At 60.7% G+C, this 16360-nt stretch carries 12 protein-coding genes; 7 read left to right on the forward strand and 5 right to left on the reverse strand.

Annotated elements, in window-relative coordinates; translation table 11 throughout:
• Positions 1-76 precede the first annotated feature (76 nt).
• Positions 77-1195, reverse strand: a complete 1119-nt coding sequence (locus K2184_RS20300) for a succinylglutamate desuccinylase/aspartoacylase family protein (RefSeq protein ID WP_224258429.1) — start codon at positions 1193-1195, stop codon at positions 77-79.
• A gap of 14 nt (positions 1196-1209) precedes the next feature.
• Here K2184_RS20300 and K2184_RS20305 point away from each other — a divergent pair, with 14 nt between their 5' ends.
• Entirely contained in the window at positions 1210-1665 is a 456-nt protein-coding gene (locus K2184_RS20305) for an Lrp/AsnC family transcriptional regulator (RefSeq protein ID WP_004103726.1), read from the forward strand.
• Here K2184_RS20305 and K2184_RS20310 read toward each other — a convergent pair whose 3' ends face one another.
• The 4 genes from K2184_RS20310 to K2184_RS20325 form a co-directional block, all read right to left on the reverse strand.
• Positions 1666-2391, reverse strand: coding sequence for an ABC transporter permease (locus tag K2184_RS20310; protein WP_023321298.1), 726 nt, complete (start codon positions 2389-2391; stop codon positions 1666-1668). It lies immediately after the preceding gene.
• Complete coding sequence (locus tag K2184_RS20315; RefSeq protein WP_004103729.1) at positions 2388-3080, reverse strand: ABC transporter permease; 693 nt, start codon at positions 3078-3080, stop codon at positions 2388-2390. The genes K2184_RS20310 and K2184_RS20315 overlap by 4 nt, the downstream gene beginning before the upstream one ends.
• Before the next feature lie 64 nt (positions 3081-3144).
• On the reverse strand, positions 3145-3918 hold the full coding sequence (locus K2184_RS20320) for an ABC transporter substrate-binding protein (RefSeq protein ID WP_016809226.1): 774 nt from the start codon (positions 3916-3918) through the stop codon (positions 3145-3147).
• A 28-nt stretch (positions 3919-3946) separates the two neighbouring features.
• Positions 3947-4708 carry a dimethylarginine dimethylaminohydrolase family protein gene (locus tag K2184_RS20325; protein WP_196557162.1) on the reverse strand — a complete coding sequence of 254 codons (762 nt, stop codon included), beginning with the start codon at positions 4706-4708 and terminating at the stop codon, positions 3947-3949.
• A 383-nt stretch (positions 4709-5091) separates the two neighbouring features.
• On the opposite strand from K2184_RS20325, the gene K2184_RS20330 reads away from it, so the two are divergent.
• The 6 genes from K2184_RS20330 to baeR are packed head-to-tail and all read left to right on the forward strand — an operon-like array spanning position 5092 to position 16207.
• A complete protein-coding gene (locus K2184_RS20330) occupies positions 5092-6345 on the forward strand; it encodes an MdtA/MuxA family multidrug efflux RND transporter periplasmic adaptor subunit (RefSeq protein WP_032745151.1) in 1254 nt (417 codons plus the stop codon).
• Complete coding sequence (locus K2184_RS20335) at positions 6345-9467, forward strand: MdtB/MuxB family multidrug efflux RND transporter permease subunit (protein WP_004103737.1); 3123 nt, start codon at positions 6345-6347, stop codon at positions 9465-9467. The genes K2184_RS20330 and K2184_RS20335 overlap by 1 nt, the downstream gene beginning before the upstream one ends.
• Complete coding sequence (gene mdtC / locus K2184_RS20340) at positions 9468-12545, forward strand: multidrug efflux RND transporter permease subunit MdtC (protein WP_163525704.1); 3078 nt, start codon at positions 9468-9470, stop codon at positions 12543-12545.
• Position 12546: 1 nt separating this feature from the next.
• Positions 12547-13962, forward strand: coding sequence for an MFS transporter (locus K2184_RS20345; RefSeq protein ID WP_049129049.1), 1416 nt, complete (start codon positions 12547-12549; stop codon positions 13960-13962).
• Entirely contained in the window at positions 13959-15488 is a 1530-nt protein-coding gene (baeS, locus tag K2184_RS20350; protein ID WP_032728501.1) for a two-component system sensor histidine kinase BaeS, read from the forward strand. The genes K2184_RS20345 and baeS overlap by 4 nt, the downstream gene beginning before the upstream one ends.
• The gene (gene baeR / locus K2184_RS20355; protein ID WP_004103744.1) at positions 15485-16207 is read left to right on the forward strand and encodes a two-component system response regulator BaeR; all 723 of its coding nucleotides are present in this window, start codon (positions 15485-15487) and stop codon (positions 16205-16207) included. Before baeS ends, baeR begins: the two co-directional genes overlap by 4 nt.
• The last annotated feature ends 153 nt before the right edge of the window (positions 16208-16360 follow it).

The following is a 16360-nucleotide window of genomic DNA, read 5'->3' on the forward strand; positions in this document are numbered from 1 at the left end:
TCGTTGACGTGCATCAAGCAAGTTCATTCCGCCACGGCCGACGGCGGGCAAAAATACGCTCAGGGATGCTGTCCGCTTACATCGCCAGCCCGCCGCCGCCGCTGAACGGCTGCTCGCCGGCGATTTTCATTATTTCCGCCCCCAGCGTGACAAACGGCGCCCGCCGGCTGGCATAAATCAGCCCGCCCGATGTCGGCCGCACCGCTTTGACCATATCGGTCAGCGGGTCGATGATTTCCGCGACGACATCGTCGGCGCTGACCCATTCGCCCGGCTGTTTTAGCGGCACCAGGATGCCGGTCGCCGGCGCGGTGACAATCTCCCCGGCAGCAAACGGCAGCATCACCGTTTCCTGCTGCGGCACCGCAGGCTTGTCGCCCGCCAGCACGCCGCGGTACTGCAGATAACGGTAAATACGTTCGGCGTCGTCGCAGGCGGTAGCGTGATTCACCTCGTGCTGGCCGCGCAGCTCCACGGTCACCGCCATACAGCCGGGCTGCTGCGGGCCCCACGCCGGGTTTAGCGCGCTCAAACGCTGCCACGGCAGGCCGCAGGCCTCATCAAACGAGTTGCCCCCGCTCTCCTGGGACAGCAGCACGGCGCCAATACCGAGAAAAGCCGCCAGTACGTTCGCCTCGCGTTGCCAGGCCGGATCGGCGTAAAGGTGCAAAATCGCCTGGTCATCGCAATGGAGATCGAGCACCAGATCGGCATCGCACGCGAGGCTCAGCAGATGTTGACGCAGGGCCTGAACCTCACTTGCCACGGGAAGCGCCGCCAGCGCCTTCTGCATGGCATCGCGCACCTGCTGGAGATATTCGGCGCGCGTAGCGGGCGATTCCGCGGGTAGCCAGGGCTGCGCCAGCGCCGCCAGATCGGGAAAGTCGCGGTTGAAATTGCGCCCGCTCCCCAGATCGAAACGGCCAATGCCGCTGTTAAGCAGCAGCTGAGCCAGCCCCGGCGGATTGGCTACCGGCACCATAATAATTTCACCGCGCAGCTCGCCCCGTCGTTCCGCCTGGCTGAGTAATCTTTTAAGATAATGCAGAACCAGCATGCCCGGAATTTCATCGGCGTGCAGCCCCGCCTGCAGATAGACTTTCTCGCCGGCGCCGGGCGCGCCGAAATGAAAATGGCTTAATTGCCGCTGCCCACCGAGCGCATGTTGAGGTAATGTATCGTGTTTAATTTTCATTGGACGTCCCATCTGTGGAAAAGAAAACCCGGCTTGACCGTATCGATCATAAGATCCTTGAAATCCTGCGCCGGGATGGCCGCATTTCTTATCAGAAGCTCTCGGAGCAGGTAAATCTCACCGCGCGTCCATGTCTGGAACGCGTGCGCGGCCTCGAGCGTGACGGCATCATTCGCGGCTACAGCGCCATTATCGAACTGCCCGAGCCGGAGCATGCGTTTGTGGTGCAGGCGCAAATCGCCCTGGCCGACCACGGCCGCTCGCAGCCGGTGTTTGAACAGGAGATGCGCCAGACGCCCGAAGTGCTGGACTGCTGGCTGGTAAGCGGCAGCTTCGACTTTCTGGTACGCATCGGCTGTCGCAGCATGGCGCACTATTGCCAGCTGGCGGATAGCTGGCTGACCAGTAAAAAGTTTCACGTTGATAAAATCGTTACCCTGACCGAACTCCAGGCGATTAAGCGCTCCTGATTAGCCGCGGCGGATAAACGCCAGCCAGCGCCGTTCGGCGCGGGAAAAGGCGAAAATCAGCAGAAAGGTGCACAGGAGATAGAGCGCCGCGGCCATCAGAAACGGAATAAAGGGCGACCAGGTCATGGCGTAGAACGCGCGGGCCACGCCGGTAATATCCAGCAGGGTTACCGTGCTGGCCAGCGAGGTGGCGTGGAGCAAAAAGACCATTTCATTATTCAGCGCCGGGATCCCGCGTCTGAGCGTCGCGGGCAGCACCAGACGACGAATAATCTGCCATTTCCCCATCCCGTAGGCTTCTCCGGCAACCCACTCCTGACGGGGAAAGGTCAGCATCATCCCCGCCAGCAGCTCCGCGACGTAAGCGGAGGTGTTCAGCACCAGCGCCAGCGTGGCGCAGAAGGTCGCATCGCGAAACAGCAGCCAGAACGGCTGATCGTTCATCCAACCCGTCTGCACGATATCGAACTGCGACAGGCCGTAGTAAATCAGCATCAGTTGCAGATAGAGCGGCGTGCTGCGGAAAAAATACGTAAAACCACGGATGGGCAGCGCCAGCGCGCGCGGGCCGTACACCTGCCCCACCGCCATCGCAATCGCCAGCGCCATCCCGGGAACGATGGAGAGCAAAAACAGCTCCGCCGTTATCGCCAGCCCGCTGGCGGCGCCGTTGCCATCGCTCCAGATAAAGCTCGGGATCGCATCGAGAAAGGTTTGCAGATTCATAGCGCGGCCCCCGCCGTGGAAGAACGCAGCGCATAACGCTTCGCCAGGCGGCTAAACAACCAGCTGGAGAGCGCGGTAATGACCATATAAATCAGGGAAACCAGGAAATAGAAGAGGAACGGTTTTTGCGTGGCGCGCCCGGCCTGCTCGGCCAGCCATACCATGTCCTCCAGGCCCAGGATCGACACCAGCGCCGACGCTTTCATCAGCCCCAGCCAGTTATTATTGATCCCGGGAATCGCGAAGCTTAGCATCTGCGGCAGCATCACCCGGCGAAATACCGTCCACGGGCGCATTCCGTAGGCCTGCGCGGCTTCGGTTTGCCCGCGATCGACGGTCAGAAATGCGCCGCGAAAGGTCTCGGTGTAATAGGCGCCGAACACAAAGCCAATCGCCAGCACGCCGGAAAAAAAGGTATTGAAGCGCACCGGCCCCAGCCCCACCGCTGCCAGCAGCAGGTTAACCAGCATCTCGCCGCCGAAAAACAGCAGTAGCATAATCACCAGCTCGGGAATACCGCGTACCAGGGTGGTGTAGGCGGTGGAAAACAGGCGCAGCCACGGCGGGCCAAAGAGTTTAACCAGCGAGTTGATCAGGCCCAGCAGCAGCGCGACCAGCAATGAGCAGAGCATCACGCACAGCGAAAGCGCCGCGCCGCGTAACAGTAAGGGTAAATAGTCTGCGACCATGTTCAGCCTTCCACGGGTGCCGTAAAGGGGCGCAAGCCAGCGCCTGCGCCCTCGCCTTCACGGCTTATTTGCCATAAATATCAATGCTAAAGTATTTTTTCTGGATAGCGTCGTAGGTGCCATCGGCGCGAATAGCCTTGATAGCGCCGTTCAGGGCATCCCGCAGCGCCGGATTATCTTTATTGACCGCAATCCCCACATCGGAAGAGATGCCGCCGTCCTGAATGACCGGACCGGCAAAAGCGAATTTCTGCCCGCGCGGGGTATCAATAAAGCCGGTCGCCGCCTGGATATTATCCTGCAAAGCGGCGTCAATACGTCCGGAGAGCAGGTCGAGGTAGACGTTATCCTGATTCGCGTAGCTGACGATCTTCACGCCGTGGTTGGCCCAGTTAGCCTTCGCAAACGCTTCATGGGTGGAACCGGTCTGGACGCCGACGGTCTTGCCTTTCAGGCTGGCGACCTCAGGCAGCAGCGGGCTACCTTTGCGCGCCACCAGCTGCGCTGCGCTGCGGTAGTAGCGGTCGGTGAAGTCCACTTCCTTTTTACGCGCATCGGTCATATTGAGCGAAGCGATAATGGCATCGAATTTATGCGCATTGAGAGCGGCAATCATGCTTTCGAACGGCTGCTTAACGAAAACGCATTTGGCTTTTAGCTGGGTGCACAGCGCGTTGGCGATATCAATATCAAAACCGGTAATTTCACCGCTGGGGGCCAGTACGTCAAACGGCGGATAGCCGCCATCGACGCCAAAGCTAATGGTATCAAACTGCTGGGCGGCCAGCGGCGCGCTGAGCGCCATGCAGGCCAGTAGTGCGGCAAGGCGTAGTTTCATTTCGATCTCCCCGGTGTCGGCGCAAAAATTAAAAACGCAGTGAGAGGCAGGTCAGGCCGCCATCCATTTTCTTAAATTCGCTGGTGTCGAGCTGCACGACAGGCATTCCCAGCTTGCTGATTTCGCTCAGGGTACAGGGGTAGCCCTGCGGCGTAATTAAGGTATCGTTGATCCACAGCGTATTTCCGGCGTAGGCCTCTTCCTCCGGGATCACGATACGGTTGAAGCCGCTAAACGCCGGATGGTTAACGTAGCCTTCCGTCAGCAGCAGCGTATTGCGGCCCACATAGTTGACGATCGATTTCAGATGCAGACCGGCGCTCACGTCAATCGCCGTCACCGTGTAACCTTGCGGCTCAACGGCGGCGGCAAATTCGCGGATCCCCTGCTCATCGGTACGCGCCGTCAGGCCGATAAAAAATCGTTTGCCCACCAGCAGCACGTCGCCGCCGTCCATATGTCCGCTTTCGCTCATCTGCACCAGTGGACGAAACCCCGCCAGCACCGGCGCAATGGTATCGACTTCGCCCTGACGGCTCGGCGCGCCCGGATGAGTAATCACTGCCAGTTCCGGCATGACCACCGCGGTATCTTCAACAAAGTGCGCATCGGGATATTCCGCCGCGGCAGGAAGCACGGTGACCTTCAGGCCGAGCTGCAGAAGGGTCTCTACATAGGCGAGAAACTGGCGCGTGGTGGCAGCGATATCCGGCGCGCCCAGTTGGGCGGTAGTTTGTCCTGCGCCGCAGGTGGCGGCCGGTAGACGGGCGATAGCTTGGGTAAAATGCATAAAGAACCCTCTGATAGTGGTCGCATTGCTTAAAGCAAAATCTTGAGTGAATTTGATTATTAAACAGATGCGCCTGCCAATCAGGCTGAATCACGCCCCGGGGCCGCTTATTCACGCTGTATATCAGCCTGGCTGCGACGCATTCCGCTGTGACCCTTAAGAAACAGCGAATGACCGGCGATAATTCACCGGGTTCCTCGCCCGGCTAAGCAAAATCGTTAAGCGAATTTTTCGCCTAACTATTCATCGTAACCGGCTCAAGGAAAAGCGTTTTTTCCAGACGTTTCTGGACAGTCTTTTCATAATTCCTCCATTTTTAAGCGGCGTTCGCTGACTAAACTAGTATCATTCCGTGAAACGTTTCAGGATGAGATAGCAAATTAATGAAAGGTAGCAATAAAAGCCGTTGGGCAGCCGTGCTGGTGGTAGCGATCGTCGCGGGCGCCGCGTACTGGTTCTGGCAGGGTCGCGAAGCGGCAAATAGCGGCGCGCCGACGGCGACAGGCGCGCGTCAGCAGGGCCCCGGAGGCGGACGGCCCGGTCGTTTTGGCGCCGCCCTCGCGCCGGTACAGGCGGCAACCGCAACCAGCGAAGCGGTGCCGCGCTACCTTTCCGGCCTCGGCACCGTGACGGCGGCGAATACCGTCACCGTGCGCAGCCGCGTCGACGGCCAGCTTCTGGCGATCCACTTTACCGAAGGCCAGCAGGTCAAAGCGGGCGATCTGCTCGCGGAAATCGATCCCAGCCAGTTTAAAGTCGCCCTCGCCCAGGCCGAGGGGCAACTGGCCAAAGATCGGGCGACCCTCGCCAACGCCCGCCGCGATCTGGCGCGCTACCAGCAGCTGGTGAAAACCAATCTGGTGTCGCGCCAGGAGCTGGATACCCAGCAGTCGCTGGTCAGCGAAACCCAGGGCACGATTAAGGCGGACGAAGCCGCTGTCGCCAGCGCCCAGCTCCAGCTGAACTGGAGCCGCATCACCGCGCCGATTGACGGCCGGGTCGGCTTAAAACAGGTGGATATCGGCAACCAGATCTCCAGCGGCGACACCACCGGCATTGTGGTACTGACGCAAACCCACCCTATTGATGTGGTCTTTACGCTGCCGGAAAACCAAATCGCCACCGTCATACAGGCGCAAAAGGCGGGGAAAAAGCTGGCGGTCGAAGCCTGGGACCGCACCAATAAACAGAAAATCAGCGAAGGCTCGCTGCTGAGCCTCGATAACCAGATTGACGCCACCACCGGCACCATCAAGCTGAAAGCGCGCTTTACAAACCTTGATGACGCCCTGTTCCCCAATCAATTCGTCAACGCCCGTATGCTGGTCGATACCGAGCAAAACGCGGTAGTGATCCCAACCGCCGCGCTGCAAATGGGTAACGAAGGTCATTTCGTCTGGGTACTGAACGACGAGAATAAGGTCAGCAAGCACACCGTCACGCCGGGTATTCAGGACAGTCTTAAAGTGGTGATCAACGCCGGTCTCTCCGCCGGCGATCGCGTGGTTACTGACGGGATCGATCGTCTGACGGAAGGCGCAAAAGTTGAGGTCGTCGAAGCCCACGATGCGGCAACCGCCGCCGAGCCGGAAAAAGCCACCAGCCGCGAATACGGTAAAAAAGGAGCGCGCTCCTGATGCAAGTGTTACCGCCGAGCAGTACGGGCGGCCCTTCCCGTCTGTTTATCATGCGCCCGGTCGCCACGACGCTGTTAATGGTGGCCATCATGCTGGCCGGGATTATCGGCTATCGATTCTTACCGGTTTCGGCGCTGCCGGAAGTGGACTACCCGACGATTCAGGTGGTAACCCTCTATCCCGGCGCCAGCCCGGACGTGATGACCTCATCCGTGACGGCCCCGCTGGAGCGCCAGTTTGGCCAGATGTCCGGCCTCAAGCAGATGTCTTCCCAGAGCTCCGGCGGCGCGTCAGTGGTCACGCTCCAGTTCCAGCTCACGCTGCCGCTGGACGTCGCGGAACAGGAAGTACAGGCGGCCATCAACGCTGCCACCAACCTGCTGCCTTCTGACCTGCCTAACCCGCCGGTCTACAGCAAAGTTAACCCCGCCGATCCGCCGATTATGACCCTCGCGGTCACCTCTTCCGCCGTGCCGATGACCCAGGTCGAGGATATGGTCGAGACCCGCGTGGCGCAGAAGATCTCCCAGGTTTCCGGCGTCGGGCTGGTCACCCTCGCGGGCGGCCAGCGCCCGGCGGTACGCGTCAAGCTCAACGCCCAGGCCATCGCCGCGCTCGGGCTGACCAGCGAAACGGTGCGCACCGCGATAACCAGCGCCAACGTCAACTCGGCGAAAGGGAGCCTTGACGGCCCGGCGCGGGCGGTGACCCTCTCCGCCAACGATCAGATGCAGTCGGCAGAAGATTATCGCCGCCTGATTATCGCCTGGCAGAACGGCGCGCCGATTCGCCTCGGCGACGTCGCCACCGTGGAACAGGGCGCGGAAAACAGCTGGCTCGGGGCATGGGCGAACAATCAGCGGGCGATCGTCATGAACGTCCAGCGCCAGCCGGGGGCCAATATTATCTCTACCGCCGACAGCATCCGCCAGATGCTGCCGCAGCTGACCGAAAGCCTGCCGAAATCAGTCAAAGTACAGGTGCTTTCCGACCGCACTACCAACATCCGGGCGTCGGTTAGCGACACTCAGTTCGAGCTGATGCTGGCTATCGCCCTGGTGGTGATGATTATTTACGTCTTTCTGCGCAACGTCCCGGCGACGATTATTCCCGGCATCGCCGTGCCGCTATCGCTTGTCGGCACCTTTGCGGTAATGGTGTTTCTCGATTTCTCGATTAACAACCTGACGCTGATGGCCCTGACCATCGCCACCGGCTTTGTGGTCGATGACGCCATCGTGGTGATCGAAAACATCTCGCGCTATATCGAGAAAGGCGAAAAGCCGCTGGCCGCCGCCCTGAAAGGGGCCGGAGAGATTGGCTTTACCATTATCTCGTTGACCTTCTCGCTGATTGCGGTGCTGATCCCGCTACTGTTTATGGGCGATATCGTTGGCCGCCTGTTCCGCGAGTTTGCCATTACCCTGGCGGTGGCGATCCTGATCTCCGCGGTGGTGTCGCTGACCCTGACGCCGATGATGTGCGCCCGCATGCTGAGCCACGAGTCGCTGCGCAAGCAGAACCGCTTCTCGCGCGCCAGCGAGCGTTTCTTTGAACGGGTGATCGCCGTCTATGGCCGCTGGCTGAGCCGGGTATTGAATCATCCCTGGCTGACACTGAGCGTGGCCCTCGGTACCCTGGTGCTGTCGATTATGCTATGGGTGTTTATTCCGAAGGGCTTTTTCCCGATTCAGGACAACGGCATCATTCAGGGTACGCTGCAGGCGCCGCAGTCGGCGTCGTTCGCCAACATGGCCGAGCGCCAGCAGCAGGTGTCGGCGGCGATACTCAAAGATCCGGCGGTAGAAAGCCTGACCTCCTACGTCGGGGTTGACGGCACCAACCCGGCGCTCAACAGCGCCCGCCTGCAAATCAACCTTAAGCCGCTGGACGAGCGCGACGATCGCGTGCAGACGGTGATCGGCCGCCTGCAGAACGCGGTGAGCGGGATTCCCGGCATTGAGCTTTACCTTCAGCCCACGCAGGATCTGACCATTGACACCACCGTCAGCCGCACTCAGTACCAGTTCACCCTGCAGGCGAACTCGCTGGATGCGCTCAGCAACTGGGTGCCACAGCTGCTGACCCGGCTGCAGGCGCTGCCGCAGCTCTCCGACGTCAGCAGCGACTGGCAGGACAAGGGCCTGGCGGCGTATATCAACGTTGACCGCGATAGCGCCAGCCGCCTCGGCATCAGCATGGCGGACGTCGATAATGCGCTGTATAACGCCTTCGGCCAGCGTTTAATCTCCACCATCTATACCCAGGCGAATCAGTACCGCGTGGTGCTGGAGCATGATACCCAGGCCACGCCGGGGCTGGCGGCGCTGGATAATATTCGCCTGACCAGCAGCGACGGCGGGATTGTGCCGCTGAAATCCATCGCCAGCGTCGAGGAGCGTTTTGCCCCGCTATCTATAAACCATCTCGATCAGTTCCCGGTCACCACCATCTCGTTTAACGTGCCGGATAACTATTCGCTGGGCGATGCGGTCGATGCCATCCTTGGCGCCGAACAGGCGCTGGAATTCCCGAGCGATATCCGCACCCAGTTCCAGGGCAGCTCTCTGGCTTTCCAGTCGGCGCTGGGCAGCACCGTCTGGCTGGTGGTCGCTGCGGTAGTGGCGATGTATATCGTCCTCGGGGTACTGTATGAAAGCTTTATTCACCCGATAACGATTCTCTCCACCCTGCCGACGGCAGGCGTGGGCGCGCTGCTGGCGCTGTGGCTGGCGGGGAGCGAACTGGACGTTATCGCGATTATCGGCATCATTTTGCTGATCGGCATCGTCAAGAAAAACGCCATCATGATGATCGACTTCGCGCTGGCCGCCGAACGCGAGCAGGGCATGCCGCCGCGCGAGGCTATCTACCAGGCCTGTCTGCTGCGCTTTCGTCCCATCCTGATGACCACCCTCGCCGCCCTGCTCGGCGCGCTGCCGCTGATGCTCAGCACCGGCGTCGGCGCGGAGCTGCGCCGTCCGCTGGGGATTGGCATGGTCGGCGGTCTGATGCTCAGCCAGGTGCTGACCCTGTTCACTACCCCGGTGATCTATCTGCTGTTCGACCGACTGTCGCTGTATATGAAGAGCCGATTCCCGCGGCGTGAAGAGGAGGCGTAGGTGAAGTTTTTCGCGCTCTTCATTTACCGTCCGGTGGCGACGATTCTGATTTCGCTCGCCATTACTCTCTGCGGCATCCTCGGTTTTCGCCTGCTGCCGGTAGCGCCGCTGCCGCAGGTGGACTTCCCGGTTATCATGGTCAGCGCCTCGCTGCCCGGCGCGTCGCCGGAGACCATGGCCTCTTCGGTGGCGACGCCGCTGGAGCGCTCTTTGGGGCGGATTGCCGGGGTCAATGAGATGACCTCCTCCAGCTCGCTCGGCAGTACGCGCATCATTCTTGAGTTCAACTTTGACCGCGATATCAACGGCGCGGCCCGCGACGTGCAGGCGGCGATTAACGCCGCGCAAAGCCTGCTGCCGAGCGGTATGCCGAGCCGTCCGACCTATCGCAAAGCCAACCCGTCAGACGCGCCGATCATGATCCTCACCCTCACCTCGGATACCTGGTCCCAGGGTGAGCTGTACGACTTCGCCTCAACCCAACTGGCGCAGACCATTGCCCAGATTGACGGCGTCGGCGACGTCGACGTCGGCGGCAGTTCGCTGCCCGCTGTGCGCGTCGACCTCAACCCGCAGGCGCTGTTTAACCAGGGCGTGTCGCTCGACGCGGTGCGCACCGCCATCAGCAACGCCAACGTGCGTAAACCGCAGGGGGCGCTGGAAGATGCCACCCACCGCTGGCAGGTGGCGACCAACGACGAGCTGAAAACCGCGGCCGAATACCAGCCGCTGATCGTGCACTACAACAACGGCGCGGCGGTGCGCCTCGGCGACGTCGCCAACGTCACCGATTCGGTGCAGGACGTGCGCAACGCCGGGATGACTAACGCCAAACCGGCAATTTTGCTGATGATCCGTAAGCTGCCGGAGGCCAATATCATTGAGACGGTGGACAGCATTCGCGCCCGTCTGCCGGAGCTACAGCGCACCATCCCGGCCTCTGTCGATCTGCAAATCGCCCAGGACCGTTCGCCGACCATCCGCGCCTCGCTGGAAGAAGTTGAGCAAACGCTGGTGATCTCGGTGGCGCTGGTGATCCTCGTGGTCTTCCTCTTCCTCCGCTCGGGGCGCGCGACGCTGATCCCGGCGGTGGCGGTTCCGGTTTCGCTGATCGGCACCTTCGCCGCCATGTACCTGTGCGGCTTCAGCCTTAACAACCTGTCGCTGATGGCGCTGACCATCGCTACCGGCTTCGTGGTTGATGACGCCATCGTGGTGCTGGAAAACATTTCCCGCCATCTCGAAGCGGGCATGAAGCCGCTGCAGGCGGCGCTGCAGGGGAGCCGGGAAGTCGGATTTACCGTTCTGTCGATGAGCCTGTCGCTGGTGGCGGTATTCCTGCCGCTGCTGCTGATGGGCGGCCTGCCGGGAAGGCTGCTGCGCGAATTCGCCGTTACTCTGTCGGTGGCGATCGGCATCTCGCTGGCGGTCTCCCTGACCCTGACGCCGATGATGTGCGGCTGGCTGCTGAAAAGCGGCAAGCCGCACGAGCCGACGCGCAAGCGCGGTGTTGGCCGCCTGCTGGTGGCGATTCAGGGCGGATACGGTAAGTCGCTGAAGTGGGTACTGAAGCATAGCCGCTTAACCGGCCTGGTGCTGCTTGGCACCATCGCGCTGAGCGTCTGGCTCTATATTTCGATTCCTAAAACCTTCTTCCCGGAGCAGGACACCGGGGTGCTGATGGGCGGGATCCAGGCCGATCAGAGCATCTCGTTCCAGGCGATGCGCGGCAAGCTGGAGGACTTTATGAAGATCATTCGTGAAGATCCGGCGGTGGACAACGTCACCGGTTTTACCGGCGGCTCGCGGGTCAACAGCGGGATGATGTTTATCACCCTGAAGTCGCGCGATGAGCGCCATGAAACGGCGCAGCAGATTATCGATCGGCTGCGGAAGAAGCTGGCCAAAGAGCCGGGGGCCAACCTGTTCCTGATGGCGGTACAGGATATCCGCGTCGGCGGCCGTCAGGCCAACGCCAGCTACCAGTACACGCTGCTGTCGGACGACCTTGCGGCGCTGCGGGAGTGGGAACCCAAAATCCGCAAAACGCTGGCGGCGCTGCCGGAACTGGCGGACGTCAACTCCGACAGCCAGAATAACGGCACCGAGATGGACCTGATCTACGACCGCGATACCATGTCGCGACTCGGCATCAGCGTGCAGGACGCCAATAATCTGCTAAATAACGCCTTCGGTCAGCGGCAGGTCTCAACCATCTACCAGCCGCTGAACCAGTATAAAGTGGTGATGCAGGTCGACCCGGTCTACACCCAGGACGTCAGCGCCCTCGATAAAATGTTTGTGATCAACAGCGAAGACAAGCCGATCCCGCTATCCTATTTCGCCAAATGGCAGCCGGCCAACGCCCCGCTGTCGGTGAACCATCAGGGGCTGTCGGCGGCATCGACCGTGTCGTTTAACCTGCCTACCGGCAAATCGCTGTCAGAAGCCAGCGACGCCATTAACCGGGCGATGACCCAGCTTGGCGTGCCGTCCAGCGTGCGCGGGTCGTTCGCCGGGACCGCGCAGGTGTTCCAGGAGACCATGAACTCGCAGGTGATCCTGATTCTGGCGGCTATCGCCACGGTCTATATCGTGCTGGGGATCCTCTATGAGAGCTACGTTCATCCGCTAACCATTCTGTCGACTATTCCGTCCGCGGGCGTCGGCGCGCTGCTGGCGCTGGAGCTTTTCGATGCCCCGTTCAGCCTAATCGCGCTTATCGGGATTATGCTATTAATTGGCATTGTGAAGAAAAACGCCATCATGATGGTCGACTTTGCCCTGGAAGCGCAGCGCAACGGCAACCTGCCGCCGGAAGAGGCAATCTTCCAGGCCTGTCTGCTGCGCTTCCGGCCGATAATGATGACCACCCTGGCGGCGCTGTTCGGCGCGCTGCCGCTGGTTATCTCTGGCGGCGATGGCGCCGAGCTGCGCCAGCCCTTGGGGATCACCATTGTCGGCGGTCTGGTAATGAGTCAGCTGTTGACCCTGTATACCACGCCGGTGGTCTATCTGTTCTTCGACCGTCTGCGGCTGCGTTTTTCGCGAAAAGTCCATCAACCGGTAAGCGAATAACATGACAGATCTTCCTTCCAGCGTACGCTGGCAGCTGTGGATAGTGGCCTTTGGCTTTTTTATGCAGGCGCTGGATACCACCATCGTTAACACCGCCCTCCCCTCAATGGCGCAAAGTCTTGGGGAGAGCCCGCTGCATATGCATATGGTTATCGTCTCCTACGTGCTGACGGTGGCGGTGATGCTGCCCGCCAGCGGCTGGCTGGCGGATCGTGTCGGAGTAAGAAATATCTTTTTTAGCGCCATCGTGCTGTTCACCGCCGGCTCCCTGTTCTGCGCGCAGGCCGCCACGCTCGATCAGCTGATTCTGGCCCGGGTGCTGCAGGGCGTCGGCGGCGCAATGATGGTTCCCGTTGGCCGCCTGACGGTAATGAAAATTGTCCCGCGCAGCCAATATATGGCGGCGATGACCTTCGTCACCCTGCCCGGCCAGGTGGGGCCGCTGCTCGGCCCGGCGCTCGGCGGGATGCTGGTGGAGTACGCCTCCTGGCACTGGATCTTTCTGATCAATATTCCGGTTGGCATCGTCGGCGCCATCGCCACGCTGTGGCTGATGCCCAACTACACTCTGCAAACCCGGCGCTTTGATATCCTCGGCTTTATTTTGCTGGCCGCTGGCATGGCGACGCTCTCCCTGGCGCTCGACGGCAAAAAGGGGCTCGGAATCTCCCCCCTGTGGCTGACGGCGCTGGTGGCCATCGGCGCGGCGTCAATTCTGTGCTATCTGTGGCACGCGCGCGGCAACCGCAACGCGCTGTTCAGCCTGAAGCTGTTCAACAACCGCACCTTTTCTCTCGGCCTTGGCGGCAGCTTCGCCGGGCGCATCGGCAGCGGCATGCTGCCGTTCATGACCCCGGTGTTTTTACAGATTGGCCTCGGCTTTTCGCCGTTCCACGCCGGGCTGATGATGATCCCGATGGTGCTTGGCAGCATGGGAATGAAGCGCATTGTGGTTCAGGTGGTCAACCGCTTCGGCTATCGCCGGGTGCTGGTGACTTCAACGATCGGCCTCGCGCTGGTCAGCCTGCTGTTTATGGCCGTCGCGCTCGCGGGCTGGTACTGGCTGCTGCCGGTGGTCCTGTTTCTGCAGGGAATGATTAACTCCAGCCGCTTCTCCTCAATGAATACCCTGACCCTGAAAGACCTGCCCGACGATCTGGCCAGCAGCGGCAACAGCATGCTATCGATGGTCATGCAGCTGTCGATGAGTATCGGCGTCACTATCGCCGGGATGCTACTCGGTCTCTACGGCCAGCAGCATATCGGCGTCGATGCGGCGACCGCTCATCAGGTGTTTCTTTATACCTACTTAAGCATGGCGGTGGTTATTGCGCTGCCGGCACTCATTTTTTCCCGCGTACCGGACGACACCACGATGAATACCGTGATTCGTCGCCGTAAAAGGAGTGAGTCTTGAAGTTCTGGCGTCCCGGCATTACCGGCAAGCTGTTTATCGCGATTCTTGCCACCTGCATCGTGCTGCTAATCAGCATGCACTGGGCGGTGCGTATCAGTTTTGAACGCGGCTTTATCGACTATATCAAGCGCGGCAACGAACAGCGCCTGACCATGCTCGGCGATGCCCTGAGCGAACAGTATGCCCAGCACGGCAGCTGGAAGTTCCTGCGCAACAACGACCGCTTTATTTTCCAGCTGCTGAAAACCTTTGAGCGCGACAATGACGATCGCTCGCCGCCGGGTCGCGGCATGGGTCCGATGGACGAACCGCGTCCGGGCCCCGGCCCCGGAGAGATGCCGCCGGATGCCGCGCCGGACCGCCCCCTTGAGGGCCCGCGCGGCGATCGTGGCGATCGCGGTCCCGGTCCTGATATGCCTCCGCACGGCTGGCGCACGATGTTCTGGGTGGTCGATCAGAAAGGGCGCGTACTGGTGGGCCCGCGCGAGCGCGTCCCGACAGACGGTACCCGGCGCAGCATTATGGTTAACGGCGTCGAGGTTGGCGCGGTCATTGCCTCGCCGGTTGAGCGCCTGACGCGCAACACCGATATCAACTTCGACCGTCAGCAGAAACGCACCAGCTGGCTGATTGTCGCCCTCGCTACGCTGCTGGCGGCGCTGGCCACCTTCCCGCTGGCGCGCGGTCTGCTCGCCCCGGTTAAACGGCTGGTTGAGGGGACTCATCGTCTGGCGGCCGGCGATTTCTCCACCCGGGTCACCGCCACCAGCAGCGATGAACTGGGGCGCCTGGCGAAAGATTTCAACCAGCTAGCCAGTACCCTTGAACGCAATCAGCAAATGCGCCGCGACCTGATGGCCGATATTTCTCATGAACTGCGCACGCCGCTGGCGGTGCTGCGCGGCGAGCTGGAGGCGATTCAGGATGGCATCAGGAAATTTACCCCGGATTCCATCGCCTCCCTACAGGCGGAGGTCGCCACCCTCACCAAACTGGTCGAGGATTTGCACCAGCTTTCCATGTCCGATGAAGGCGCCCTCACCTACCAGAAAAGCTCGGTGGATATTATTAATCTGCTGGAGGTCGCCGCCGGCGCGTTTCGCGAGCGCTTCGCCAGCCGTGGACTGTCGATTGGCGTTTCGCTGCCGGAAAGCGCGGCGATTTTCGGCGACCGGGATCGCCTGATGCAGCTGTTCAACAACCTGCTGGAAAACAGCCTGCGCTATACCGATAGCGGCGGCGGCCTGCAGATTAGCGCCAGCCAGAGCGGCCAGATGCTGATTCTCGACTTTGCCGATAGCGCGCCCGGCGTCACCGACGAACAGCTGGAGCGGCTGGTTGAGCGCTTTTATCGTACCGAAGGGTCGCGTAATCGTGCCAGCGGCGGCTCTGGTCTGGGGCTGGCGATTTGCCTTAACATCGTGGCTGCCCACGGCGGCACTTTACGTGCCGGCCATTCGCCTTTGGGCGGGGTTAGCATTAAAGTAGAGTTACCTCTGGAACGTAATTTATCGAGAGACGTATGACTGAATTACCTGTTGATGAAAACACGCCGCGCATTCTTATCGTGGAAGATGAGCCCAAACTGGGCCAATTGCTGATCGATTATCTTCAGGCGGCGGGTTACGCGCCGACGCTGATCAATCACGGCGATCGGGTTCTACCGTACGTTCGCCAGACGCCGCCGCATCTGATCCTGCTGGATCTGATGCTGCCCGGTACCGACGGACTCACTCTGTGCCGGGAAATCCGCCGTTTCTCTGAAGTTCCGGTGGTGATGGTAACCGCCAAAATCGAGGAGATCGACCGCCTGCTGGGGTTAGAAATCGGCGCCGATGACTATATCTGTAAGCCCTATAGCCCGCGTGAAGTGGTGGCCCGCGTGAAGACCATTCTTCGCCGCTGCAAGCCGCAGCGCGATCTGCAGGCGCTGGATGCCGAAAGCCCGCTGATTGTCGACGAGGGCCGCTTCCAGGCTTCCTGGCGCAACAAGCTGCTGGACCTCACGCCCGCCGAGTTCCGGCTGCTGAAGACCCTCTCTCAGGAGCCGGGTAAAGTCTTCTCCCGTGAACAGCTGCTCAATCATCTGTACGACGATTACCGCGTGGTCACCGATCGCACCATTGACAGCCATATCAAAAACCTGCGCCGCAAGCTGGAATCGCTGGACGCCGAGCAGTCGTTTATCCGCGCCGTTTACGGCGTTGGATATCGCTGGGAAGCCGACGCCTGCCGCCTGGCGTAACCGCACAGCCCCGGCTCAGCGCCGGGGCTGGCATTTTCTGTTATCCGCTCCCCCAAATAAGCCCCTCAGCGGCGCTTCAGGAAAAAACTGCGCCCTTCGGGTCATAATCTGAGAATACCGGCAATAATAAGAAATACGTCACCGGCATGATAT

Source organism: Klebsiella sp. K5-306, from assembly GCF_051835185.1.
GTDB lineage: Bacteria > Pseudomonadota > Gammaproteobacteria > Enterobacterales > Enterobacteriaceae > Klebsiella > Klebsiella oxytoca.